We start from the raw sequence: 22,780 nt of genomic DNA on the forward strand, positions 1-22,780 counted from the left end.
CTCGCTCACACGCCCTCCCCCACCCGACCCCGGTCCTGCAACCGCACCGTACGGTATGCCGACCGCCCAAGTCCCGGTTCCCGCAAGGCGGAACGGCTCCCCACCCGTCTCACACCGACGCCTTGCCCGCCAGCCGCTCCACCGCCGTGACCGTCTGGTCGAGGATCGTGTCGTAGAGGCGGGCGTGGGCGGCGGGAAGCCCGGCGAGGAGGGGACGCAGGGCGTCCGCCGCGGGGTCCGGGCGGGGGATGTCGTCGAGCAGTGCCGTCATCTCCTCGTCCGGTCTGCGGTAGCCCTCGTAGACGGCGTGGCCGAGCATCGTGGACGAGATCAGCGCCACGGCGAGGGCGAGGTCCTCGTCACAGAGGCCGACCGGGGTGAGGATCTCGCGCAGCCGGGTCAGGCCGGGGATCCAGGCGGGGTGCCGGGTCGTGATCATGTACGGCAAGAGCTGCGGGTAGGGGCGGAGGTTGGCCTGGGCCGCCCGCATCCAGGCGCGGAGCCGGTCCGGCCAGGGGCCGTCGGCGATGGGGGCGCGCTCCATGACTTCCAGGACGTGGTCGGCGGTGGCCTGGAGAAGGGCGTCGCGGTCCGGGAAGTAGCGGTAGAGGGCCATGGGGGCTGCGCCGACGACGTCGGCCACGCGCTTGATGGTGAGGGAGACGGCCGGTTCGGCGAGCAGTACCTCGACCGCGCCCTCGATGATCCGCTCCCGCGACAGCCGGGGCGGGCGCCCCCTGCCCCTGCGGCCGGAACCCGTCGCCACCTGCGTCATCCGTTGTGCCTCTCCGTCCGCGACAGCCGTGCCCGGACAGGGGAAGGCTACCGCTCCGGCAGTTCCCGATCCGGGCTCCGGCTATTTTGCGTACGTCATACGAAAAACATGCCAGACTCATTTCGTCCAGCCCCGTGTCGCACGCACCAGCACGCATCAGCCGGAGGCTTCGCCATGTCCGCGTCCAGCTCCCCCTCGCCACCCGTTCCCGTCGAGGGGGTCGGTTCGTCCCGCTCCGGCGCTGTCGTCTGGGTCCTGGCCCTCGGCGGGATCACCGTCTCGCTGATGCAGACGCTGATCATCCCGATCGTGCCGGAACTCCCCAAGCTGCTGAACTCCTCGCCGTCCGACGCCACTTGGGCGATCACCGCGACCCTGCTCGCCGGTGCCGTCGCCAACCCGGTCGTGGGGCGGCTCGGGGACATGTACGGCAAGCGGCGGATGCTGCTGTTCAGCCTGGTGCTGCTGATCGTCGGGTCGGTGATCGGCGCGCTCAGCGACTCGCTCGTGCCGATGATCGTCGGGCGGACCTTCCAGGGCGTCTCGATGGCCGTCATCCCGCTCGGCATCAGCATCATGCGGGACGAACTCCCGCCCGAGCGGCTGGGATCGGCGACCGCGCTGATGAGTGCGTCGCTCGGGGTGGGCGGTGCGCTCGGGCTGCCGACGGCCGCGTTCATCGCCGAGAAGGCGGACTGGCACGTGCTGTTCTGGACGGCCGCGGTGCTCGGTGCCGTCGTGGCCGCGCTCGTCGTGACGCTCGTACCGGAGTCGGCGGTGCGCAGCGGCGGCCGGTTCGACGTGGTCGGCGGGGTCGGGATGTCCATCGGCCTGGTGTGTCTGCTGCTGGCCATCTCCAAGGGAGCGGACTGGGGTTGGGGCAGCGGCACGACAACGGGCCTGTTCGCCACGGCGGTTGTGGTGCTGCTGGTGTGGGGCTGGTGGGAACTGCGTACCGTACGGCCCCTGGTCGACCTGCGCACCAGCGCGCGCCGCCAGGTGCTCCTCACCAACCTCGCGTCCGTGGTGTTCGGCTTCGCCATGTTCGCGATGTCGCTGGCCGTGCCGCAACTGCTCCAACTCCCCACCCTCACCGGCTACGGCCTCGGCCAGACCGTGCTCGCTGCGGGCCTCGCGCTCGGTCCCTCCGGCCTGGTGATGATGGCGACCGCACCGCTCTCCGCCCGCATCTCGGCGGCAGCCGGACCCAAGATCACCCTGATGCTGGGCGCGTTGATCGTGGCCGTCGGTTACGGCCTGGGGGTCGTCATGATGGCCGCGGTCTGGCAGGTCGTGGTGGTGTGCTGTGTGATCTCCGCGGGTGTCGGTTTCGCCTACGGCGCGATGCCCGCGCTCATCATGGGCGCCGTGCCGCTCTCCGAGACGGCCGCCGCGAACAGCCTCAACAGCCTGATGCGATCCATCGGTACGTCCGCCTCCAGCGCCGTCGCCGGAGTCGTCCTGGCCCACATGACGACGAGCTTCGGCTCCCTCACCGTCCCCTCCCACAACGGCTTCCGCGTGATCATGGGCATCGGTTCGGCGGCGTCCCTGACGGCCCTGGTCCTGGCCGCGTTCCTGCCGGGACGGCGGGTCCCGGCGGACACGGGGGTGCCCGCTGCGGCCTCCGCCGGGGCGGGGGTGCGGAGCTAGGTGTCCTGGAAAAGTGTGTCAGTTTCGCCGAAAGTGTCACACTTTTTCAGAGAGGGGTAGGGGCGGCGGCCGTGCGGCGGGCAGGGTCTCCACACCCCGCCCGCGGTGCTACGACACGCGCGTCCCGTACCTCGTCTACGACAACTGAGCCTGCACCTGGGCCGAGATCAGCTCCAGGTGGTCCAGGTCGGCGAGGTCGAGGACCTGGAGGTAGATGCGCTCGGCGCCGATCTCGGCGTAGCGGCCGATCTTGTCGACGACCTCGGCCGGGGTGCCCGCCAGGCCGTTCTCCTTGAGTTCGTCGACCTCGCGGCCGATCACGGCGGCGCGGCGGGCGACCTCCTGGTCGTCCTTGCCGACGCAGACGACGAGGGCGTTGGAGTAGGTGAGGTCGTCGGCCTTGCGGCCGGCCGCCTCGGCGGCGGCGCGGACCCGGCCGAACTGCTGGGCGCTGTCCTCGATCGAGGCGAACGGCATGTTGAACTCGTCGGCGAACCGCGCGGTCAGCTTCGGGGTGCGGATCGCGCCGTGGCCGCCGATCAACACGGGGATCTTCGCCTGCGTCGGCTTGGGCAGCGCGGGCGAGTCGGTCAGGTCGTAGTGCGTGCCGTGGAAGTCGAAGGTGTCGCCGGGCTTGGTCGCCCACAGGCCGGTGACGATCGCGAGCTGCTCCTCCAGGCGCGCGAACTTCTCCTTCGGGAACGGGATGCCGTACGCCGTGTGCTCCTGCTCGAACCAGCCCGCGCCCAGGCCGAGTTCGACCCGGCCGCCCGACATCTGGTCGACCTGCGCGACCTGGATGGCGAGGACGCCGGGGAGGCGGAAGGTGGCCGCCGTCATCAGGGTGCCCAGGCGGATGCGCTTGGTCTCGCGGGCGAGTCCGGCCAGCGTGACCCAGGCGTCGGTGGGTCCGGGGAGCCCGTCGCCGGAGCCCATGGCGAGATAGTGGTCGGAGCGGAAAAAGGCGTCGAAGCCGAGGTCTTCGGTGGCCTTGGCCACGGCGAGCAAGGTGTCGTAGGTCGCCCCCTGCTGGGGCTCGGTGAAGATGCGCAGATCCATGGCTCCATCCTGCACGCTCGGGTCCCGGTCAACCCCATCGGTCCCCGCGGCCCATCTCGTGCCCGGTCGGGTGAAATTGCGTCAACCGTGCACACGGGGGGCGCCCGCGCCAGTGACCGGCCCCGTTGATGATCGTTGGCTCGGGCGGAGCCGGACCGCCCGGATTCCCGCCTCCTCCTCGCCGGGGAGGCCACGGGCCGAGGAGGCCGTCATGTCCGAAGAAGCCGTGCCGCAGCAGGGTGGACCTGCGCAACCCAAAGGGTTGTTGCAGCAGATGGAGGAACTGATGGCGTCCCTGAACGCCGACCTCTCCGCCCTGGACGCGGACCTGCAGTCGACCGGAACCGCGGCGTCGGCACAACCAGCTGACCTGAACACAGGCCACGCGAAGCGCCCCTGAAGGGGCGCGGGGAACTGCGCGACCAGCCACAACGGCGTCGCGCAGACCCTACAAACCTCAACCCCCACGGCGCTCCCCCGCACCGTCACCCCGCCTCCCGCTCCGGTATCTCCGCCCGCTCCCGGTCCGCCAGTCTTCGCAGCATCTCCAGCACCCGGTCCCGGGACTCGTCCGCCGCGTCGATCGCCTCCATGCACTGCCAGTACGTCCCCTCGTCGTCCGCCGCGCAGGCGATGCCCACGAGGGCGATCCCGACCTCGCCGAGCAGACCACCCAGACACAGCAGGGCAAGCCGCGCGTCACCCAACTCCGTGAGCTGGGCCGCGCGTAAGTCCTCGATCGCGAGGACCGGGGTGTCGAGCACTCCGCAGCCCCGGCCCGCCAACTCGGTCAACCCCAGCGCCTCGCCCCGCAGTTCGGGCGGGCCGAAGACCGCGAGGCGGCTGCCTATCGCCTGGGCGAGGGCCTGCGCCTGCCACACCTCCGTCATGGTCTCCGGCACGCCGCCGCTTCCGGCCAGGGCGCGCCTGCTCGTCACGATGAGCCGCATCGCGTCCATGCGCTGCCCCCGTCATATCCCGACGTGCTGGTCGCACGTCCGCCCGAACTCCCTTGTCCACTACCCAGAGTGAGAGTCCCTGAGACGAAAAGCCAGAGGAAGGCGGAAATCTGTGGACAACAAATCGGTTGCGGACAGATGAATGACTCCGGAGAGTGAAAATGGACGCTCCGGCTCCGACAAACGGTCGGCTACGGCGAGGAGTTGTCGGCTACGACGCAGGAAACCTGCCCTCGTTCCGGTCGATCTTCGAGTCCAGCGCGGCGAGCGGATCGACGCCGAGCACCTCGCACAGCTGGAGCAAGTACGCGAGGACGTCGGCCACTTCGTCCCGCACCCGGTGCGCGCTGTCCGGGTCGTCCATCACCCGCGCCGACTCCTCGGGGGTCAACCACTGGAAGATCTCGACGAGTTCGGAGGCCTCCACACTGAGCGCGGAGACGAGGTTCTTGGGGGTGTGGTACTGCTGCCAGTTCCGCGCGGCCGCGAACTCGGTCAGTCTGCGCTGCAGTTTCGCCACGTCGAGATGTTCTGTCACGGGTCCAGGTCTACCACTGTGACGCCGTCGATCCGAGTGGCCCAGGACGCGTCGCTCACCGCGCCGACCAGCCGGATGTGCCCGCGCTCGCACATCCGCGCCGCGAGCCGCAGCAGTTCGGCCCGCTGCCGTACGTCCACTCCGCGGTCGAGGCCGTCTGCGAGGACGGTCAGGGTCTGCATCGCGGCCGGAACCTCGCCGGGCGGGTCGACCTCCAGGACGCCGGGGCCGGTGAGGAGCACCAACGCGAGTGCGGCGTAACGGAGTTCGCCGTCCCCGAGCCGTTCGAAGCCGGTGCGCAGACCGTCACCCCGGTCGAGCACCGCGCGGAGCAAGCCGCCGCTCAACGGTTCCGCGAGCACGTCCACCACAGGTCCGGCGCACCCCGTTCGCACCGCCGTGACGAGCTGCCCGTGCCGTCGCCCGCACTCGGACCGGGTGCGCCACAGCACGTCGGCGAGGTTGCCGCAGTCCCGCAGCAGCCGCCCGTCGCCGATCGGCACCGCCGCGCGCATCCGCTCGGGTGCCGGATCGCAGGCGAAGACGGAGCGCAGGGCGACCACCATCTGCTCGGCGGCGGCGAGGACTTGGCGCTGCCCGTCGGTCTTGCCGGCGACGCGCAACGGCAGCAGGGCGGTGCCGAGCCGGTCGTCCGGCAGGGGTGCGCGGGTGACCGGCGACGAACCCGCCGTATGCCAGGCGGCCTGCACGGAACGGCGGGACGGGTCGCGCAGCGCGGTCTCCAGCAGGACAAGGCCGCCCGACGTCAACCGCTCGCCCACGATGCGCAGTTCGGGCTCGGCCTGGACGGCGACGTCGAGCCGTACCGGACCCTCGGGCCCGTCGGCCGTGCAGCCGATGCGGAACCCGCGTCGGCGCTGGGCGTCGGGCCGGGCCCGCTCCGGGACACACGCGACCGGGTCCGGGAACACCTCGCCCACCTCGCCCCCGGCGCCGAGCCGCGCGAGTGCCTCGTACGCCCGCAGCGCACTCGTCTTGCCGCACCCGCTGGGCCCGGCGAAGAGGGTGAGCGAGCCGAGCGGGAATCCGGCGCCCCGGTGCGTGGCGAACGCGGACAGCCGCAGTTCGGTGAGGTGCGGCCGGTCGGGGTGCACCTCGATGCGCGCGGGGTCGGTCGGCCCGGGCGTCCGCGACGACGGCGGGGCGACGACGGCCGACGGTTCCGGCGCGGGCCGGGCCCGGGGCGAGGCGGCTTCGGGCGACCGCCCCTGCGGTGGCACGGACTCGGCGGACCGGGAGGACGCGGGCGGCCTGGGGAACCGGGAGGAGCCGGACGACTGGGGCGACTGTGCTGACACGGTCATATCCGGACCGTAGGCCTCCGCCGGCAGGCGAACCGTTCCGCCCCGGGGACCTTCCTACGATCGGGGGACCGCCCCACCGCCCTCGCCACCGGAACGGCTCACACGCCCGGAACCCCCGCCCCCTCCATCAACCCCTGCACCTCGGTCCCCGGCGGTGTGAGCAGGAACACGTTCCGGTCGACGCGGGTCATCCCGCTCGCCAGGCCGAAGACGACGCCGGTGCTGAAGTCCAGTACCCGCTTGGCGACTTCGGTCTCCGCGCCGGTGAGGTCGAGCAGCACCGGAATGCCCGCCATCAGGGTCTCCGCGACCTCGCGGGCGTCCCCGAACACGTTCACGCGGAGGACGACGAAGCGGCGGCGCGGCTCGGTCTCGGCCTCGGGTATCGCCCGGTGGCCCACGGCGGACGGCCAGGCGTCGCGCCCCCGCAGCGGCACTACCTGGGCGAGCCCTTCCCACTGTTCGTCGGTGACATCGTGGCTGTTCACCGGCATGCTCCGTCCTGGGTCGCGCTGGCAGTCTGCATCCGGCAATTGTTGCGCACTGTCACCCGTTCGGCCCAACTGCGACACACTCCGCGACAAGATCGGACCGCATCTCACAGTGGCCCAGGGCCGGTTGTGCACCGGGCGTAACCCCTCATGATCGGGCCGCGTGACCTCGGCGTAACGGGCAATTCGTACGGTCTACGGCATGACGAAGCCCCCCACACGACAGGTACGGACGGTCTGCTCGTACTGCGGTGTGGGCTGCGGCATGCTCCTCGACGTCGGCGCGGGCCCCGACGGCAGGCCCACGGTCCTCAGGGCGTCCGGCGACAAGGCGCACCCGGCGAACGGCGGCCGCCTCTGCACCAAGGGCGCCACCACGGCCGAGATGCTCGCCGCACCGGGCCGGCTGACCGGGGCGCTCGTGCGGGACGAGCGGGGCGGGGAGCCGGTGCCCATGCCCGTGGCCGACGCGATCGCCGAGACCGCGCGGCGGCTGCGGAAGATCGTCGACGAGCACGGGCCGGACGCGGTCGCCCTCTACGTCTCCGGGCAGATGAGCCTGGAGGCCCAGTACTTGGCGAACAAGCTGGCCAAGGGGTTCGTCCGGACGAACCAGATCGAGTCCAACTCCCGGCTGTGCATGGCGAGTGCGGGCGCCGGTTACAAGTCGTCGCTGGGTGCGGACGGGCCGCCGGGGTCGTACGAGGACTTCGAGCGGGCGGACGTGTTCCTGGTCATCGGCTCCAACATGGCCGACTGCCACCCGATCCTCTTCCTGCGGATGATGGAACGGGTCAAGGCGGGCGCCAAGTTGATCGTCGTCGACCCACGCCGGACCGCCACGGCGGCGAAGGCGGACCTCTTCCTCCAGATCGCGCCGGGCACCGATCTCGCCCTGCTCAACGGCCTGTTGAGGCTGCTGCACGAGAACGGCCACACCGACCCGGAGTTCATCGCAGCGCACACCGAGGGCTGGGAGGCGCTGCCGGAGTTCCTCGCCGACTACGCACCGGACACCGTCGCCGTCCTCACCGGTCTCGCCGAGGACGACATCCGTACGGCGGCCCGGCTGATCGGCGAGGCGGGCGAGTGGATGAGCTGCTGGACGATGGGCCTCAACCAGTCCACGCACGGGACGTGGAACACCAACGCCCTGGTCAACCTGCATCTCGCGACCGGCACGATCTGCCGCCCCGGCAGCGGCCCGTTCTCCCTCACCGGCCAGCCGAACGCGATGGGCGGCCGCGAAATGGGCTACATGGGCCCGGGGTTGCCGGGCCAGCGGTCCGTACTGGTCGACGCGGAACGGGAGTTCACCGAGGAGCTGTGGGGCCTGCCGCCGGGCACGATCCGCGCGGACGGTGTCGGGCGGGGCACGGTCGAGATGTTCCGGAAGATGGCCGACGGCGACATCAAGGCCTGCTGGATCATCTGCACCAACCCGGTCGCCTCGGTCGCCAACCGACGCACCGTCATCGAGGGCCTGGAAGCAGCCGAGTTGGTCATCACCCAGGACGCCTTCACCGACACCGAGACGAACGCCTACGCCGATGTCGTCCTCCCCGGCGCGATGTGGACCGAGTCCGAGGGCGTCCTCGTCAACAGCGAGCGCACCCTCACGCTGGCCCGACCCGTCGTCGCCCCACCCGGCGAGGCGCTGCCCGACTGGCGGATCATCGCGTCCGTCGCCTGCGCGATGGGCTACGAGAAGGGCTTCTCCTACGACAGCGCGGAGCAGGTCTTCGAGGAGCTACGGCAGTTCTGGAACCCGGTGACCGGCTGGGACCTGCGCGGGGTGACGTACGAGCGGCTGCGGTCCACGCCGGTGCAGTGGCCTGCGGCGGAGGAGGACGGGCCGGACCGCAACCCCATCCGGTACGTGGGCGGGGGCGAGCTGCGCTTCCCAACGGCCAGCGGGCGTGCGGTGTTTCATGCCCGCCCGCACATGCCGGCCGCCGAACTGCCCGACGACGACTACCCGTTCGTCCTCAACACCGGGCGGTTGCAGCACCAGTGGCACACGCTGACGAAAACGGGCAAGGTCGCCAAGCTCAACAAGCTGAACCCCGGGCCCTTCGTGGAGCTCCACCCGCAGGACGCACGGGAGTTGGGGATCGCGGAGGGCGACTCGGTGGAGGTCGCTTCGCGGCGGGGGCGGGCGGTGCTGCCCGCGGTGGTGACCGACCGGGTGCGGCCCGGGGGCTGTTTCGCGCCGTTCCACTGGAACGACCTCTTCGGCGAATACCTGAGCGTCAACGCGGTGACGAACGATGCGGTGGATCCGGTGTCGTTCCAGCCGGAGTTCAAGGTGTGCGCGGTGGCGCTGACCAAGGTGGCGAGCGTGGCACCGGCACCCGCGGAGGTCGTCGTCCCGACCGCTGTGACCCCGGGAGCGAACCCCTTCGGCCTCGACCCGACCCCACCGCCCGTCCTCACCGCGCAGGAACGCCTCTACCTGACCGGCTTCCTCGCGGGCATCGGGTCCGGCGCCCCGGGTGTCCCGACGCTTCCGCCGGACGCACCCTTCAGCGCCGAGCACGCGCTGTGGGTCAACGGCGTTCTCGCCGGGATGTACTCGCGGTCGACCCCCGCTCCCCCACACGAACCACACCAACAACCGCACTCCGCCCGGCAGATAGTCGTCCTGTGGGCCTCACAGACCGGCAACGCCGAGGAGTTGGCGGCGGCCACCGCCGAACGGCTGAGCTCGGCCGGGCACCGAGCCTCCCTGCTCGGCATGGACCAGGCCGACGTCGGCACGCTCCCGCCCGACACCGACCTCCTCTTCATCACCAGTACGTTCGGCGACGGCGACGCCCCCGACAACGGCTCCGGCTTCTGGGACGCGCTCGCCGGTGAACAGGCGCCACGGCTGGACGGAGTGCGGTTCGCGGTACTCGCCCTGGGCGACTCGTCGTACGGCGACTTCTGCGGGCACGGACGCCGACTGGACGCGCGGCTCGACGAGTTGGGCGGGGTGCGACTGGCTCCGCGCACGGACTGCGAACCGGACTTCGAGCCGTCGGCGGACGCGTGGCTGGGGCAGGTGCTCACAGCACTCGGCGCCGAAAGCGCCCCCAAGTCACCGCCCCGCACCCCCAAGCTCACCCCGACTCCCACCACCGCCCGACTCGTCGGCAACCGCCTGCTCAGCCGCCCTGGCGCCGGCAAGGAGGTCCGCCGCTTCACCTTCGACACCAGCGGCACCGACCTCACGTACGAGACCGGTGACGCACTCGGCGTCCGGCCGGTCAACTCCCCCTCCCTGGTGGACGAATGGCTCACGGCCACCGGCACCGATGCCGCAACGGTCGTAGACCTGGAAGGCATTGGGGAGCTGTCCTTCGCCGAGGCGCTCCATCGGCGGTTGGACATCACCCGAATCACCCCGGATCTGCTCCGGTTCGTGGCCGAACGGGCCCGGGACGACCGGGAGTTGCGCAGGCTGCTGCGGCCCGACAACAAGGACCGGCTGGCGCAGTGGAGTTGGGGGCGGCAGGCGGTGGATGTGCTGGCCGAGTATCCGGTGAAGGCGAGGGCCCAGGAGTGGGCCGGAGTGCTCAAGAGGCTTCAGCCGCGGCTGTATTCGATCTCGTCCAGTCCGCTCGTCGACCCGCACAGTGTTTCGCTGACGGTGTCGGTGGTGCGGTACGAGGGTCTCAACGGCCGTCCGCGTGGCGGGGTTTGCTCGCCGTTCCTGGCGGATGCCGAGGCGGGGACCGAGGTCCCGGTGTTCGTGCAGCGCTCGCCGCACTTCCGGCCGCCCGCCGATCCCGCGACCCCGATGGTGATGGTCGGGCCCGGCACCGGGGTCGCGCCGTTCGTCGGGTTTCTTCAGGAGCGGCGCGCGCTCGGGCATCCCGCGCCGAACTGGCTGTTCTTCGGGGAGCAGCATCGGGCGACGGACTTCTACTACGAGGAGGAGTTGACGGAGTTGTCGGGCGAGGGCGCCCTCGCCCGGCTCGACACGGCGTTCTCCCGGGATCAGCGGGCGAAGGTGTATGTGCAGGACCGGATGCGGGAGCACGGGCCGGAGTTGTGGCACTGGTTGCGGGAGGGTGCCCATTTCTATGTGTGCGGGGACGCCTCGCGGATGGCGAAGGACGTGGATCGCGCGCTGCGGGACATCGCGGTCGCGCACGGCGGGATGGACGAGGCCGAGGCGGGTGCGTATGTGAAGCAACTGGCGGCGGCGAAGCGGTATGTGCGCGATGTTTACTGAATGAACTGATGGCCATGGTCAGTTGAACAAAGCCGTTCGAGTTTGTCCCATTTAGGCCATGACGAGGCCTTCTTACCGGTCTCACACCCGAATCTTCACGACTCCGGACACCCGGCTCACCGGCCGCGATTAGCGTCCTGTGTCGTGCACTTGGCAGAAACACAACAGGTGACACCCGGTCGGCGGACACAGTCGGCGGTGTCCGCCCCGGAACCTCCCGCGCAGTGGCACCGCATCCTCACCCTGCTCGCCGACATCAGTCTGTTCATCGGCGTCCGGCCGGTGTGGACGCAGGCCGCCAGCCACCGGCTCGTGGTGGCGGCGGTCGTCTGCCTCTGTTACGCCTCGATCCTGGTGTGCGGGGTGCTGACCCTGGTGGTCCGCCGGGCGCGCTCGCTGGCCCGGATCGACCTCGTCGTCCTGGTGACCGCGGTCCTGCTGGCGCTGTCCGCGTGGTCCGTGTTCCACGCCGGCGGCGACGAGGCGGTCCTCACCACCCAGGCCGCCAAGGAACTGGTCGCCGGACACCCGATCTACGGCCGGCCCTGGCCCTGGCTCTTCCACCCCAGCCAGGGCGTCGCCCTCACCCCGACGGTGACCGGCGGCTACGACTACACCTACGGCTATCCCCCGCTGGAGACGCTGCTCACGGCGCCCCTCCTGTGGATCGGACACGGCGGCGCCCCCGCGACGGCCGTCGCGACCGGCGCACTGATCGCGGCCGCGGTCCTCATGTGGCGCCTGCTGCCGACGCAGTGGCGGTCGGCGGCCACCATGGCGTGCCTGGGCCTCGGCCTTCTTCCGACCTACGGCCGCCAGGGCTATCCCGCGGTGCTCGCGCTGGCGTTGCTGGTGCCGGTGGTGATCCGCTGGCCCCGGATCGGCAGGGGCGGCCGGCTCGGCCCGGCCGGGATCGCCCAGGCCGCGTGCCTGGGTGCGGCCTGCGCGGCGCAGCAACTCCCCTGGTTCCTCACGCCGTTCCTGCTCGCCGGGATCTACGCCGTGCGACGCGGCGAACTGGGCGCCCGGCAGGCCGCGTTGGTGCTGCTGCGCGTCATCGGGGTCGCCGTCACCGTATGGCTGCTGATCAACACGTACTTCATCGTGCACGAGCCGAGCACCTGGCTGAGCGGCATCGCGCTGCCCCTGACACAGGGCGCGGTGGTGCACGGCCAGGGCCTGGTGGACATCTCCCTGTACTTCACGAACGGCAGCGACCGGCTCGACTGGTACTCCCACGCGAGCATGCTGCTGGCGGCGGGTCTGCTCGCCGTGTTCGTGCTGTTCGTACGGCGGTTGGGGCCGGCGACGACCGTCCTGCCGTGGTGCGCGTTCTATCTGGCGACGCGTTCGCAGGACGGCTACTACCTGCTGATGACGCCGTTGTGGCTGGCGTCCGCGGTGACCGCGCCGATCGCCGAGTTCCGTGACGCGTGGCAGCCGCGCCCCCGGCTGCTGTCCGGCCCGCACCGCCGGCAGGCCCGGGTCGCGGCGGCCGTGCTGCTCGTCACGCCCGCACTGGCGAGCGCGGCCGTGGCGGCGACGGGGGCACCGCCGATGGACATGCGACTCACCGGTGTGCGGCGGGCGTTGCCCACCGTCGTGACCCGGCTGACCCTCAGGGTCACCAACTCGTCCGGCGACGCGCTGACGCCCCACTACACGCTCACCACGGGTCAGGGCATGAGCAGGTACTGGTCCCAGGTGGGCGGTCCGGCGACGCTGCCCGCGCACAGCACGGAGACCATCGAACTCCGGCCGCCCAACGGGACGTTCACCCTGCCGCACAAGAAGGTCCGTATCCGGGTGCGCGCGTTCACCGCCACCCCGCAGACGCTGTCCAGCTCGGACATCCGGCTGCGACCCAAGGACTGACCGTCCGCTTGACGGTCCCTCAGGCAGCGGTGCGCAGGAAGCGGAGCGTGGTGGTGACGGTGGTCAGGCCGCGCAGCATGCCCAGTTGGTTCCAGCCGAGGCCGAACTGGTCGCGGTCCACGGTGAATTCGGCGTCCAGCGTGAGCGCGTCGCCGGTCATGTCCTTGAGGCGGGCCGTGAAGGTCTGCGGGCGGCTGATGCCGTGGACGGTCAGCTGACCGACGACGTGCACGGTGTCGCCGTCGCGCAACTCCGCGCTGCGCACCGCGAAGGTGATCTCCGGGAACTTGTCGGTGTCGAACAGGTCGGCGGAGCGCAGATGCTTGTCGCGCTTGGCGTTCTTGGTGTCCAGGGAGGCGGCGTCCAGGGTCAGCGTGCCGATCGCGGAGCCGTCGCCCCGGACCTCGCCCTGACCGTTGACGGTGCCGAAGGTGCCCTTCACATTGACCAGGCCCCACATGGTCTTGTGGCTGATGCCCACGGTGGAGGCGGCCTGGTCGAGCTGCCACACCCCGGTCTCGACGGCGACGGTCATGATCTCTCCCACTGGTTCCGGTAGTCCAAATTTGAATGAGCCTTATGAGCCTCACGCTAGCCCATTATCCAAATCTGGACAACCACTCCTCCAAAATTGGACAACAGGTAGACTCGACCCATGGCCGACCCCGTAGAGCGCCCCGCCGACCAGCCCGAATGTCCGTCCCTGCGGGGCGACGGGCTGCTCCCGCCCGAGCTCCGCGCGTGGATGCTGCTGCTGGCGGCGACGGGTGCGGTGGAGCAGGAGCTGCGCTCGGTCGTGAAGGGGAACCTCGACGTCTCGCACGACGAGTTCCTGGTGCTGTGCCTGCTGGCCGAGCAGCCCAAGGAGGGGCTGCGGATGACCCGGATCGCGGAGCTGCTGGGCCGGCCCAAGACCCGGCTGACGTATCAGATCGCGTGTCTCCAGCACGCGGGCCTGGTCACCCGCAAGTCCGTCTGCGGCGACAAGCGCGGCATCGAGGTCGCCCTCACCGACAAGGCGAGCCAACTCCTGCGCGAGGCCTCCGAGTCACTCGCCGAGACGGTCAGGCGCGGGCTCACCCAGTTCGTGGGGCGCGAGCAACAGGAGGCGTTGAACGCACTGTTCCCCGATCGAGCCGCCAACTGACGCCGTTCTAAAGGACGTTGGGCGCTCCCTCGTCGGCCAGCAGGTCCACGAGGGTCGCCCGGGCGCGGGCCACCCTCGAACGGACCGTCCCCACAGGGCAGTCGGCGAACTCCGCCGCCTCCTCGTAGGGCAGGCCGAGGAGTTGGGTGAGGAGGAACGCCTCACGGCGTTCGTCCGGGAGCAGGGCCAGCAGGTCGAGGAGCGCCACACCGTCGTCGAAGCCCGGCAGGCCCCGGGGTTGGGCCAGTTCCACGGCGAGTTGCCAGTCCTGGACGTCGGACAGGCGGGGGCGGACGGCGGCTCGGCGGTAGCTGTCGATCACCGCGCGGCGGGCGATGGACAGCAGCCAGGTGCGGGCCGAGGAGCGGCCCTCGAAGCGGTGCAGGCTGCCGAGCGCCCGCAGGAACGTGTCCTGTGCGAGGTCGTCGACGGCCTGCGGGTCGGCGCAGAGGTGGGAGACGTAGCGCAGGACGTCGCGGTGCAGCGCGCGCACGAGATGGTCGACGGCCGCGGGGTCGCCGTGGCGGGCGGCGAGCGCCCAGTTGGTCAGTGACTCGTCGCTCGACTCCGTCACGTCGGGCGAGGCGGGCAGGGTGGGAGTGATCACCTGAGGTCCTTCTCGGTCACCGTGAAAGGGGATCGGCCGTCCCGCGGCGCCCGGAAGGGGCGGGGCGCGGGGGTACGGCCGAGGCCCGGGGCGCGTAGGAGCGGCCCCGGGGCTCCGGCTGTCGTCAGGCGACAGCGGTCCCCAGGGGCGGACCCCGAGAGGTGATCGCGTGGACGAGAAGGAGAAGCCGCGGCGCCCGCTCGGAACGGGCGCGGCGCGGGCGGAGCCGCGGACGGTGCGGCGGGGCGGGGAGCGCGAGCAGTAGTCGTAGCGGAGCGGTCAGTCGTCCTGCTACGGCCCGCAGGACGCGGAACGTGGCGCGCTCGCCGTGCGCCAGCCACAGACCGCAGAGGAAGGCGGCGAGGAGGTGGGCGGTGAGCATCCCGGGCGAGGAGGTGCCGGTGGTGGTCGCCGACATATGGCCCATATCCATGGAGTCTGTTGCACTCATATGCATGGAGCCCATGTCGGCCGACCCCATGTCCATGGCCGCCGACTCCCCCGCCGTCGCGGGCTGCGCCAGGGAGAACGCCGAGTGGAGGGCGGCCTGGACGGCGACCACGAGGGTCACGATGAGCGGGAGGCCGCGTTCACGGCCCGCCAGGGACCAGGCGGCGACGCCGGTCGCGGCGAGTCCGGCGGCCAGTGCCCAGGCGGGGACGTGGCGGCCGGACATCAGGACGTGGGCCAGGGCTGCGAGCAGCACACAGACGGCCGCGAACATCGCGGCCCTCACTGTGCGCGCACACCACCCTGCCGTCATGGCGCCTCATCCTGGCATCCGAACCTGGGTCTCAGCCGTGGGTACGGTATTTCCGGGCCCGGTGCTCAGTGGTGGTGGTCGCGGCGGGCCCGTCCTACTCCTCGATCACGAGGCCCTTCGCGGCGAGCACCGGCGCGAGGTTGCACATCTCGACGACCGTCTTTCCCGCGCGGTACGCGGCGATGAACCCGGCCTCGGCGTCGACCCGTTCCTGCGAGAGGGCGGCGGCCTCGGCCGCGTCCTCGCGGCGGACGACGACCACGCCGTCGGCGTCGGCGCGCATGATGTCGCCGGGGCGGACGAGCACACCGCCGACGGTGATCGGCTCGCACATCGGGCCGACGGTCTCCTTGACCGTGCCCTTGATGCAGACGCTGCGGGAGAACACCGGGAAGCCCAGCGCGCGCAGGTCCTCGGTGTCGCGGACGCCCGTGTCGGTGATCAGACCGGCGAGGCCCTTGGACTGGCAGGCGTTGGCGAGGACGTCGCCGAAGGAGCCCGCCTCCTCGTAGTTGCCGGCGGACACGACCACGACGTCACCGGGCTGCGCGTAGGCGATGGCGGTCTGGAGCATCAGGTTGTCGCGCGGGGCGCACTGCACGGTGAACGCCGGGCCGCACAGGGACATGGTGCGGTCGACCGGCTTGATGGCCGAGTCCAGCGCCCCGAGACGGCCCTGCGCCTCGTGGATCGTGGCCGAGGAGAACTCGCTCAACTGCTTGACGACGGAAGGCTCCGGCCGGTCGAACTTGGTGCTGACGCGGATCATGATGACCTTTCAGACGGAGGGGGCGGCGGACGTCAGTTCGGCGCACGCCGCCGCGACGCGCTCGCAGGCCTCGGTGAGGACGTCCGTCGACGTGGCGAACGAGATACGGAAGTAGCCGGGGGCGCCGTACGCGGCTCCGTGGATCACCGCCACCTGCTGGCTGTCGAGGAGGTGACGGGCGAAGTCCTCGTCGTTCTCGATCCGGGTACCGGCAGGGGTGAACTGCCCCATGGCCGCCTGGCAGTTGACGAGGAGGTAGAAGCCGCCGTCCGGGACCGTGCAGCTGAGCTGCGGGACGTCGTTGACGAGTTTCACGGTCTCGTCGCGTCGGGCGCGGTAGACGCGCACGGTGTCCTGGACGAAGTCCTGCGGTCCGGTGAGCGCGGCGGCAGCGGCGGCCTGGCTCACGGAGGACGGGCACGAAGAGGTCTGGGACTGGAGGGTGTTGATCGCGGTGACCAGGTCCGCCGGGCCCACCCCGTAGCCGATACGCCAGCCCGTCATCGCGTACGTCTTGGAGACACCGTTGGTGAGGAACACCCGGTCGGCCAGGCGGGGTTCGACTGCCGCGAGGGACCCGGCGCTCTCGTCGCCGTACCAGATCTCGTCGTAGATCTCGTCGGTGAGGACGCCGACGTGCGGGTGGGCGAGCAACACCTCGGCCAGGGCGCGGAGTTCGGCGGTGGTGTAGGCCGATCCGGTCGGGTTTCCCGGGGTGTTGAGGACGACCCAGCGCGTGTGCTCGGTGATGGCCGCCGTGAGGCTTTCCGGGGTCAGCTTGAAGCCGTCCGCCTCGGGGCAGTCGACGATGACCGGGGTGCCGTCGTTGGCGCGGACCATGTCCGGGTACGACACCCAGTACGGGGCGGGGACGACGACTTCGTCGCCCTCGTCCAAAGTCGCCATCAGGGCAAGGAAGATGACCTGCTTCGCGCCGCCGCCGACGGTGATGTTCGCGTCGGTGACGTCGAGTCCGTGGCGCTCGCGGAGTTTGCCGGTGATCGCGGCGCGCAGGGCCGAAGTGCCGTTCACCGGCGTGTACTTGGTCTCGCCCGCCTCGATCGCCTTGACTGCGGCGGCCTTGACGTGGTCGGGGGTGTCGAAGTCGGGCTCGCCCACGGTCAGGTCGAGGATGGTCAGCCCCTGGCTCTTCAACTCCCGTACGCGCTGGGCCGCCGCCGTGCTCGGCGAGGGCTTGATACGGCGCAGGCGCTCTGCCGTCTTCACGGTGATCAGCCCTCCCTGCGCTCGAAGTTGAGGCCGCCGGGCACCTGGAAGGTCGGCAGGATCTCGATGTGGCCGATGTTGACGTGCCGGGGCGAGTCGACGGCGAACTCGATGGAGTCGGCGATGTCCTCGGGCTTCAGGGACTCGTAGCCGTCGTAGAACTCGCGCTGGGCGGCCTCCATGTCGCCGAGGAGGCGGCCGAAGATCTCGGTCTCCACGCGGCCGGGGCAGATCTCGGTGACGCGCAGGCGCTTGCCGTAGCCGTCGACGCGGAGCTGGCGGGAGAGGGTGTGCACGGCGGCCTTGGTGGCGTGGTAGATCGTGTTGCCGCCGAAGTTGTAGACGGCCGCGATGGAGCTGATGTTGACGATGTGGCCGAGGTCGCGCTCGACCATGCCGGGCATCAGCAGGCGGACCAGGTGCAGGACGGCCTGGATGTTGACGGCGACCTGCTCGTCGACGGCGAACTCGTCGGCGGTCAGGATGTTGCCGGTCCGGGAGACGCCCGCGTTGTTGACGAGGACGTCGATCTCCAGGCCGTCGAGCGCGGCGGTGAGGGCTGCGGTGTCGGTGACGTCGACGGCGTGCGGGATGCAACCGGTCTCGTCGGCAAGGGTGTTGAGCCGGTCGGCGTTGCGGGCCACGGCGTGGACTTCGAGGCCGCGCTTGGCGAGCCGTTCGACGACCACGGCTCCGATGCCGGTCGACGCTCCGGTGACGAGGGCCGTCCTGTAGTCGGAGATGGGCATGCTGAGGGCTCCTTGCTGTGCGGGGGTGGGGGGCGTACGGACGTGCGGGTGCGGGAGTTGCGTGATGCGTGGGGCGGTCAGGCGTCGCGCAGGGGCAGGTGGGCGCGGTCCGTCACCCGGGAGACGGCGATGAGCGTGCCGAGTGCGGTGATGACGGCGTAGAAGGCCGGCATGTTGACGTTGCCCGTGCGGTCGATCAGGTACGTCATCAGCAGGGGGGCGGTGCCGCCGAAGAGGGCGGAGGAGACGTTGTAGCCCAGGCCGTAGGCGGAGTAACGCACACGGGTCGGGAAGAGTTCGACGAGCAGGATGTGGATGACGCCTGTGTGGCCGGCGAACACCACCGCCATGATGCAGGCGCCGATGACCGCGAGGGCCACGTTGCCGGTGCCGATCAGCAGGTAACAGGGGATGCCCACGATGGCCATCGCGACGGCGGATCCGGCGAGGACCTTCTTGCGGCCGATGCGGTCGGAGAGGCGGCCCATGTAGGGAATGGCGATACAGATCGCGACCAGGCTGGAGGCGGTGACGAGGAGGCCCTGGACCTTGCCGAAGTGCAGTTCGCTGCTCATGAAGGTGGGCATGTAGCTGAACAGGACGTAGTAACCGGAGCCGTTCATCAGGGGGATGAAGAGGGCCAGCAGCATCGCGCGCCGGTGCTCGGCGGAGGCGAACGCCTCCTTGAGCGGGTTCTTGGAGAGGCCGTCCTCTTCTTTCAGGCGCGTGAAGTTGGGGGTGTCGCTGATGCGCTTGCGGATGTAGATGCCGGCGATGCCGAGCGGCACGGCGAGCAGGAACGGGATGCGCCAGCCCCAGGACTCCATGCGCGCGGAGCCGAGACCGCTGGTCATCGCGGCGGCGACCAGGGTGCCGGTGAGCAGCGCGAGGAACGAGGCGATCTGCGCGTAGCTCGTGTACAGGCCGCGCTTGCCCTCCGGGGCGTGCTCGGCGAGGAAGCTCATCGCGCCGGAGGCCTCGCCGCCGACGGAGAAGCCCTGAGCGACGCGGAGCAGGATCAGCAGGGCGGGTGCGGCGATGCCGATGCTCGCGTAGCTGGGCAGTACGCCGATGGCCGCGGTGGCGGCGCTGATCAGCAGGATGACGAAGACGAGCATGCGCTGGCGGCCGATGCGGTCGCCGAGGTGGCCGCAGATGACGGCGCCGAGGGGGCGGAAGAAGAAGGAGACTGCGTAGCCGAGGAAGACGAGCTGGACGGCGTTGTCGGAGCCGGGGAAGAAGACGGCGGCGAGTGATCCGGCCATGAAGCCGAAGATGCCGTTGTCGTAGAGCTCGGCGAAGATCCCTACGCATCCCGCGAGGGTTACCTTGCGGGCTGTTCTGGGGTCGACCGTGTTGGGGACTGGCTGAGCGGCCACGGTACTCATGGCGTCTCCTGTCTGGGCAGCAGGCGTGGGATGAGGGGCGTTACGACGGCTCCGTGCGGGGTGCTTCCAGCGGGGTGGCGGGGAGCGGGGTGAGCGGGTGCGGGTGGGTTTTGTGTGCGGGTGGGCTGTGTGCGGGTGGGCTGTGTGCGGGTGGGGAGCGGTTGTGGGTTTTGTGCGGGTCGGTGGGGGCTGGGCGCGCAGTTCCCCGCGCCCCTTCTTGAGCGGGCCTGTGTTGGAAAGGTGCGGGGGGTCAGGTTCCCGCGCACCTTCGTAAGCGGGCCTGTGCCGAAAAGGCGTCGGCGGTCAGGCCCCCGCAGGGGCCCGGATGCGTAGGGCCTCGAAGGCTGTGTGGACTCTGGTTCTCAGGGCGTCGATGGCTTGGCGTTGGGTGCGGTGGGCGGTTACTGCCTGGTCGAGGGTTCGGTGGCGGAAGTGGATGGTCTGGCCGGGGCGGACCTGGCCGAGGGCGGAGAGGCCGGTGGCGGTGACTACGGCCAGGACGGGGTAGCCGGCCGTGACTCCGCGGCCGCGGTGCAGGACGAGGAGTTCGTCGCCCGCGGGTACTTCGACGGCGCCGATGGGGACGCCGCGGGAGAGGACCTCGCCCTGGGTGACGCGGCGGGGTACCGCGCCCTGGAGGCGCAGGCCGATGTGGTTGCTTCGCGGGGTGACCGTGAAGGGGGCGTCGAACAGGCGCCGGCCCGTGTCGCCGAACTCGGCCCGGTCGGGGCCGTCGGTGACGTCGATGGTCCAGCTGGTGGGGAACGGGGGGACCGGCGCCTTCAGGCGGAACAGGGGGATGCGGGAGAAGGGGTGGTCGATCGGCGGGCAGGCCGTGCGCAGGGTGAGTTCGTCACCGGCGCGCAACGTGGGGCCGAAGCCGAGGATCGTGTCGGGGGCGCAGCTGCCCTGGAGGTAGTCGGCCTCGAACGAGCCGAGGACTGCCAGGTAGACGCGGAGGCCTCGGTGGATGCCGGTGACTCGGATGGTTTCGCCGGCTCGGACCGGGACCGGTTCCCACTGCGGGCGTACGACCCCTTCGACGGTGACCTCGGCGGGGGCGCCGGTCACCGCGATGAGAATGTCGCCTGAGGGGACGCACGCGAAGTCCAGGGCGGTGATCTCCAGCAGCGGGGCGCGGTCGTGGTTGCCGCACAGGACGTTGGCGACGCGCGCCGAGTGCTGGTCGGCGGCTCCGTTGGCGGGCAGGCCGTAGCGGGAGCGGCCGACGCGGCCGAGGTCCTGGACGGTGACGATGCCGGCGGTGCGGACGGTGAGGGTGTCAGCCATGGCCGCCTCCCTGGCCCACCGGGTCCACCGGGTCCGCCGGGTCCGCCGGGTCCGTACAGTCCGCCAGGCTCAAGTCCGTGTAGTCGTCCCACTGTTGGGGATCGATGGGCCGGAAGCGGAAGGTGTCGCCGGGGCGGTACGCGGTGATCGGGTCGCTGTGCAGGTCGAGGACGCGTACCGGGGTGCGGCCCAGGAGCGGCCAGCCGCCGGGTGAGGGCATCGGGCAGATGACGGCCTGGCGTCCGGCGACCGCGACCGAGCCGGGGGCGACCTTGGTGCGGGGCGAGGCGAGACGCGGTACCGGCTTCGGGAAGGGCGGGCCGTCCGTCATCGGTGCTCCGGCGGGGGCACCGAGGCAGCGCACGGTGAGGTCGGAACCGGAGTGCAGGGCGATGATCTCGCCCTCGGTCAGGCCGAGTTGGGCGGCGACCTCGGGGAGGTCGGGGCCGTACTCGCCGCCGTAGACGACGGGGACGACGAAGCGGCGCGGGGGCGTGGTCGGTGCGGGGTGCGGGCCGAGGCGGGCCGCCTCGTGGGCCAGGACGCGGCGGACGGTGTCGTGGTCGGTGGCCGCGCAGTCGAACTCGACGAGCAGGGCGTCGTAGGTGGGCACCACGTCGTGGACGCCGGTGAGTTGGACCGCGTTGAGGGCGTCGGCGAGGGCGTGGACGAGTTGCCAGGCCGGTTCGGTGGCGAGGCCTACGGCCTTGGCTACCAGGGCGGAGTCGCCGCAGTCGGCGATGGTGACGTTGGCGTTGGCGTAAGTGCCGTTCGTGGTGGGGCCGTTCACGGTCGGGCCGTCCGCTAGGAGGCTGTTCATGTCGGTCACCCCTTGCCGCTCAGGACTTTGTCGAGGGAGGTGATCTCGACGCCGGCGGTGAGGAGTTGCTCGCGGATGCGGCCGGCCAGGGCGATCGCGCCGGGGCTGTCCCCGTGCAACAGGACGGTGTCGCAGGCGACTTGGACGTCCGTGCCGTCGACGCTGCGGATGACGCCCTCGGTGACCATGCGCAGGGTGCGCCGGGCGACCTCGTCCGGGTCGTGGATCACCGCGCCGGGCTCGGAGCGGGGCACGAGCGTCCCGTCGGCGCGGTAGGCGCGGTCGGCGATGCCGACGATCCCCACCCGCAGGCCACGGGCACGGGCCGCGTCGGCCAGCTCGCCGTCCTGCGCGAGGACGATCAGCGACTCGTCGAGGGCGGCCACGGCGTCCACGACGGCGCGGGCGTAGTCGGCGCGGACGGCGACCAGGTTGCCGAGGCGGCCGTGCGGGGCGACGTGGTGCACGCGGGTGCCGTGGGCGACGGCGAAGGCCTGGAGGGCGCCGATCTGGTAGAGCACGTCCGTGCGGACCTCCTCCGGCGTGAGGTCCATCGCGCGCCGGCCGAAGCCGACCAGGTCGGGAAAGCTCGGGTGGGCGCCCACGGCGACCTGCTTCTCCACGCAGGTCCGCACGGTGGCGTCCATGATGCGGGGATCACCGGCGTGGAATCCGCAGGCCACATTGGCGGACGTCAGCAACTCCAGAAGGGCGGCGTCGTCGCCCATTGTGTACGCGCCGAATCCCTCGCCGAGATCGGCGACGAGATCAACCATGGGAGTCATGACGTCCTCCGGGAGGGAATGCCGGAAAGGGGGAAATCCGGGGAAGGCGGAACCAGGGAAGGAAGTGACCGGGGAAGCGAAGTCATCACGTCTTCGTGACATCCGGAAAATGATCCGCACACATCGGACACGGACAATGATTTCGTCGAGCCGTCAGCGAATTCGCCGAGCCGTTCCGGTGTGGATGTTCCGCTCAACTTATTCCGCCGGTCGCGTGATCGCCAATATGCGTTCGGTCTGGCGTTATCGCGAACGACTATGACTCCCCTCACAGCCCCCGCTCACCCGGGCTGTGCTTCGGGCTGATCCCTCCCTACGATGAGGCTTCGCTCCATCTG

The 22,780-nt window shown here is 70.8% G+C and carries 21 protein-coding genes; 5 read left to right on the forward strand and 16 right to left on the reverse strand.

What is annotated here, in order from left to right; translation table 11 throughout:
* Nucleotides 1-109: 109 nt before the first annotated feature.
* The gene (locus tag OG504_RS15025) at nt 110-775 is read right to left on the reverse strand and encodes a TetR/AcrR family transcriptional regulator (RefSeq protein WP_405990297.1); all 666 of its coding nucleotides are present in this window, start codon (nt 773-775) and stop codon (nt 110-112) included.
* A gap of 174 nt (nt 776-949) precedes the next feature.
* Between OG504_RS15025 and OG504_RS15030 the strand changes: the two genes are divergently transcribed.
* On the forward strand, nt 950-2,428 hold the full coding sequence (locus OG504_RS15030) for an MFS transporter (protein ID WP_405990298.1): 1,479 nt from the start codon (nt 950-952) through the stop codon (nt 2,426-2,428).
* Between the two features lie 135 nt (nt 2,429-2,563).
* On the opposite strand, the gene OG504_RS15035 is transcribed toward OG504_RS15030, so the two are convergent.
* A complete protein-coding gene (locus tag OG504_RS15035) occupies nt 2,564-3,487 on the reverse strand; it encodes an LLM class F420-dependent oxidoreductase (protein ID WP_405990299.1) in 924 nt (307 codons plus the stop codon).
* A 211-nt stretch (nt 3,488-3,698) separates the two neighbouring features.
* Between OG504_RS15035 and OG504_RS15040 the strand changes: the two genes are divergently transcribed.
* Nucleotides 3,699-3,887 (forward strand): hypothetical protein, encoded by a 189-nt coding sequence (locus OG504_RS15040; RefSeq protein WP_405990300.1) that lies wholly within the window; start codon nt 3,699-3,701, stop codon nt 3,885-3,887.
* An 85-nt stretch (nt 3,888-3,972) separates the two neighbouring features.
* Here the strand turns inward: OG504_RS15040 and OG504_RS15045 are convergent, their stop codons facing one another.
* The 4 genes from OG504_RS15045 to OG504_RS15060 all read right to left on the reverse strand — a co-directional run bounded on the left by OG504_RS15045 (nt 3,973) and on the right by OG504_RS15060 (nt 6,803).
* A complete protein-coding gene (locus OG504_RS15045) occupies nt 3,973-4,446 on the reverse strand; it encodes a DUF6099 family protein (RefSeq protein WP_405990301.1) in 474 nt (157 codons plus the stop codon).
* Nucleotides 4,447-4,657: 211 nt separating this feature from the next.
* Entirely contained in the window at nt 4,658-4,984 is a 327-nt protein-coding gene (locus tag OG504_RS15050; protein ID WP_405990302.1) for a nucleotide pyrophosphohydrolase, read from the reverse strand.
* The gene (locus tag OG504_RS15055; protein WP_405990303.1) at nt 4,981-6,309 is read right to left on the reverse strand and encodes an ATP-binding protein; all 1,329 of its coding nucleotides are present in this window, start codon (nt 6,307-6,309) and stop codon (nt 4,981-4,983) included. The genes OG504_RS15050 and OG504_RS15055 overlap by 4 nt, the downstream gene beginning before the upstream one ends.
* 98 nt (nt 6,310-6,407) lie before the next feature.
* On the reverse strand, nt 6,408-6,803 hold the full coding sequence (locus OG504_RS15060; protein WP_033283917.1) for a cell division protein SepF: 396 nt from the start codon (nt 6,801-6,803) through the stop codon (nt 6,408-6,410).
* A gap of 199 nt (nt 6,804-7,002) precedes the next feature.
* On the opposite strand from OG504_RS15060, the gene OG504_RS15065 reads away from it, so the two are divergent.
* Nucleotides 7,003-11,022 carry a molybdopterin-dependent oxidoreductase gene (locus OG504_RS15065; protein ID WP_405990304.1) on the forward strand — a complete coding sequence of 1,340 codons (4,020 nt, stop codon included), beginning with the start codon at nt 7,003-7,005 and terminating at the stop codon, nt 11,020-11,022.
* A gap of 198 nt (nt 11,023-11,220) precedes the next feature.
* Complete coding sequence (locus OG504_RS15070; RefSeq protein WP_405990305.1) at nt 11,221-12,897, forward strand: hypothetical protein; 1,677 nt, start codon at nt 11,221-11,223, stop codon at nt 12,895-12,897.
* A gap of 19 nt (nt 12,898-12,916) precedes the next feature.
* On the opposite strand, the gene OG504_RS15075 is transcribed toward OG504_RS15070, so the two are convergent.
* Complete coding sequence (locus tag OG504_RS15075; RefSeq protein WP_405990306.1) at nt 12,917-13,432, reverse strand: YceI family protein; 516 nt, start codon at nt 13,430-13,432, stop codon at nt 12,917-12,919.
* 120 nt (nt 13,433-13,552) lie between these two features.
* Between OG504_RS15075 and OG504_RS15080 the strand changes: the two genes are divergently transcribed.
* A complete protein-coding gene (locus tag OG504_RS15080; RefSeq protein WP_405990307.1) occupies nt 13,553-14,044 on the forward strand; it encodes a MarR family winged helix-turn-helix transcriptional regulator in 492 nt (163 codons plus the stop codon).
* Between the two features lie 7 nt (nt 14,045-14,051).
* On the opposite strand, the gene OG504_RS15085 is transcribed toward OG504_RS15080, so the two are convergent.
* The 9 genes from OG504_RS15085 to OG504_RS15125 all read right to left on the reverse strand — a co-directional run bounded on the left by OG504_RS15085 (nt 14,052) and on the right by OG504_RS15125 (nt 22,442).
* Complete coding sequence (locus OG504_RS15085; RefSeq protein WP_405990308.1) at nt 14,052-14,651, reverse strand: sigma-70 family RNA polymerase sigma factor; 600 nt, start codon at nt 14,649-14,651, stop codon at nt 14,052-14,054.
* Between the two features lie 124 nt (nt 14,652-14,775).
* Complete coding sequence (locus tag OG504_RS15090; protein WP_405990309.1) at nt 14,776-15,414, reverse strand: hypothetical protein; 639 nt, start codon at nt 15,412-15,414, stop codon at nt 14,776-14,778.
* 94 nt (nt 15,415-15,508) lie between these two features.
* Nucleotides 15,509-16,183 (reverse strand): 4-carboxy-4-hydroxy-2-oxoadipate aldolase/oxaloacetate decarboxylase, encoded by a 675-nt coding sequence (locus OG504_RS15095; protein WP_405845064.1) that lies wholly within the window; start codon nt 16,181-16,183, stop codon nt 15,509-15,511.
* 9 nt (nt 16,184-16,192) lie between these two features.
* The gene (locus tag OG504_RS15100; protein WP_405990310.1) at nt 16,193-17,410 is read right to left on the reverse strand and encodes an aspartate transaminase; all 1,218 of its coding nucleotides are present in this window, start codon (nt 17,408-17,410) and stop codon (nt 16,193-16,195) included.
* Nucleotides 17,411-17,415: 5 nt separating this feature from the next.
* Nucleotides 17,416-18,159 (reverse strand): SDR family oxidoreductase, encoded by a 744-nt coding sequence (locus tag OG504_RS15105; RefSeq protein WP_393031753.1) that lies wholly within the window; start codon nt 18,157-18,159, stop codon nt 17,416-17,418.
* Nucleotides 18,160-18,236: 77 nt separating this feature from the next.
* A complete protein-coding gene (locus OG504_RS15110) occupies nt 18,237-19,547 on the reverse strand; it encodes an MFS transporter (RefSeq protein ID WP_405990311.1) in 1,311 nt (436 codons plus the stop codon).
* A 303-nt stretch (nt 19,548-19,850) separates the two neighbouring features.
* Nucleotides 19,851-20,837: a biotin-dependent carboxyltransferase family protein gene (locus tag OG504_RS15115; RefSeq protein ID WP_405990312.1), complete on the reverse strand. Its 987-nt coding sequence runs from the start codon at nt 20,835-20,837 to the stop codon at nt 19,851-19,853.
* Complete coding sequence (locus OG504_RS15120; protein ID WP_405990313.1) at nt 20,830-21,657, reverse strand: allophanate hydrolase subunit 1; 828 nt, start codon at nt 21,655-21,657, stop codon at nt 20,830-20,832. Before OG504_RS15120 ends, OG504_RS15115 begins: the two co-directional genes overlap by 8 nt.
* A gap of 5 nt (nt 21,658-21,662) precedes the next feature.
* Entirely contained in the window at nt 21,663-22,442 is a 780-nt protein-coding gene (locus OG504_RS15125) for a LamB/YcsF family protein (protein ID WP_405990314.1), read from the reverse strand.
* Nucleotides 22,443-22,780 lie beyond the last annotated feature (338 nt).

The sequence above is a fragment of the Streptomyces sp. NBC_00986 genome (assembly GCF_045162565.1).
Classification (GTDB): Bacteria; Actinomycetota; Actinomycetes; order Streptomycetales; family Streptomycetaceae; genus Streptomyces.

Excerpts from the sequence above, each read along its gene's own strand:
- OG504_RS15025 (WP_405990297.1), bottom strand. The coding sequence starts at position 775 with ATGACGCAGGTGGCGACGGGTTCCGGCCGCAGGGGCAGGGGGCGCCCG.
- OG504_RS15030 (WP_405990298.1), top strand. The coding sequence starts at position 950 with ATGTCCGCGTCCAGCTCCCCCTCGCCACCCGTTCCCGTCGAGGGGGTC.
- OG504_RS15035 (WP_405990299.1), bottom strand. The coding sequence starts at position 3,487 with ATGGATCTGCGCATCTTCACCGAGCCCCAGCAGGGGGCGACCTACGAC.
- OG504_RS15040 (WP_405990300.1), top strand. The coding sequence starts at position 3,699 with ATGTCCGAAGAAGCCGTGCCGCAGCAGGGTGGACCTGCGCAACCCAAA.
- OG504_RS15045 (WP_405990301.1), bottom strand. The coding sequence starts at position 4,446 with ATGGACGCGATGCGGCTCATCGTGACGAGCAGGCGCGCCCTGGCCGGA.
- OG504_RS15055 (WP_405990303.1), bottom strand. The coding sequence starts at position 6,309 with ATGACCGTGTCAGCACAGTCGCCCCAGTCGTCCGGCTCCTCCCGGTTC.
- OG504_RS15060 (WP_033283917.1), bottom strand. The coding sequence starts at position 6,803 with ATGCCGGTGAACAGCCACGATGTCACCGACGAACAGTGGGAAGGGCTC.
- OG504_RS15065 (WP_405990304.1), top strand. The coding sequence starts at position 7,003 with ATGACGAAGCCCCCCACACGACAGGTACGGACGGTCTGCTCGTACTGC.
- OG504_RS15075 (WP_405990306.1), bottom strand. The coding sequence starts at position 13,432 with ATGACCGTCGCCGTCGAGACCGGGGTGTGGCAGCTCGACCAGGCCGCC.
- OG504_RS15080 (WP_405990307.1), top strand. The coding sequence starts at position 13,553 with ATGGCCGACCCCGTAGAGCGCCCCGCCGACCAGCCCGAATGTCCGTCC.
- OG504_RS15090 (WP_405990309.1), bottom strand. The coding sequence starts at position 15,414 with ATGACGGCAGGGTGGTGTGCGCGCACAGTGAGGGCCGCGATGTTCGCG.
- OG504_RS15095 (WP_405845064.1), bottom strand. The coding sequence starts at position 16,183 with ATGATCCGCGTCAGCACCAAGTTCGACCGGCCGGAGCCTTCCGTCGTC.
- OG504_RS15105 (WP_393031753.1), bottom strand. The coding sequence starts at position 18,159 with ATGCCCATCTCCGACTACAGGACGGCCCTCGTCACCGGAGCGTCGACC.
- OG504_RS15110 (WP_405990311.1), bottom strand. The coding sequence starts at position 19,547 with ATGAGTACCGTGGCCGCTCAGCCAGTCCCCAACACGGTCGACCCCAGA.
- OG504_RS15115 (WP_405990312.1), bottom strand. The coding sequence starts at position 20,837 with ATGGCTGACACCCTCACCGTCCGCACCGCCGGCATCGTCACCGTCCAG.
- OG504_RS15120 (WP_405990313.1), bottom strand. The coding sequence starts at position 21,657 with ATGAACAGCCTCCTAGCGGACGGCCCGACCGTGAACGGCCCCACCACG.
- OG504_RS15125 (WP_405990314.1), bottom strand. The coding sequence starts at position 22,442 with ATGACTCCCATGGTTGATCTCGTCGCCGATCTCGGCGAGGGATTCGGC.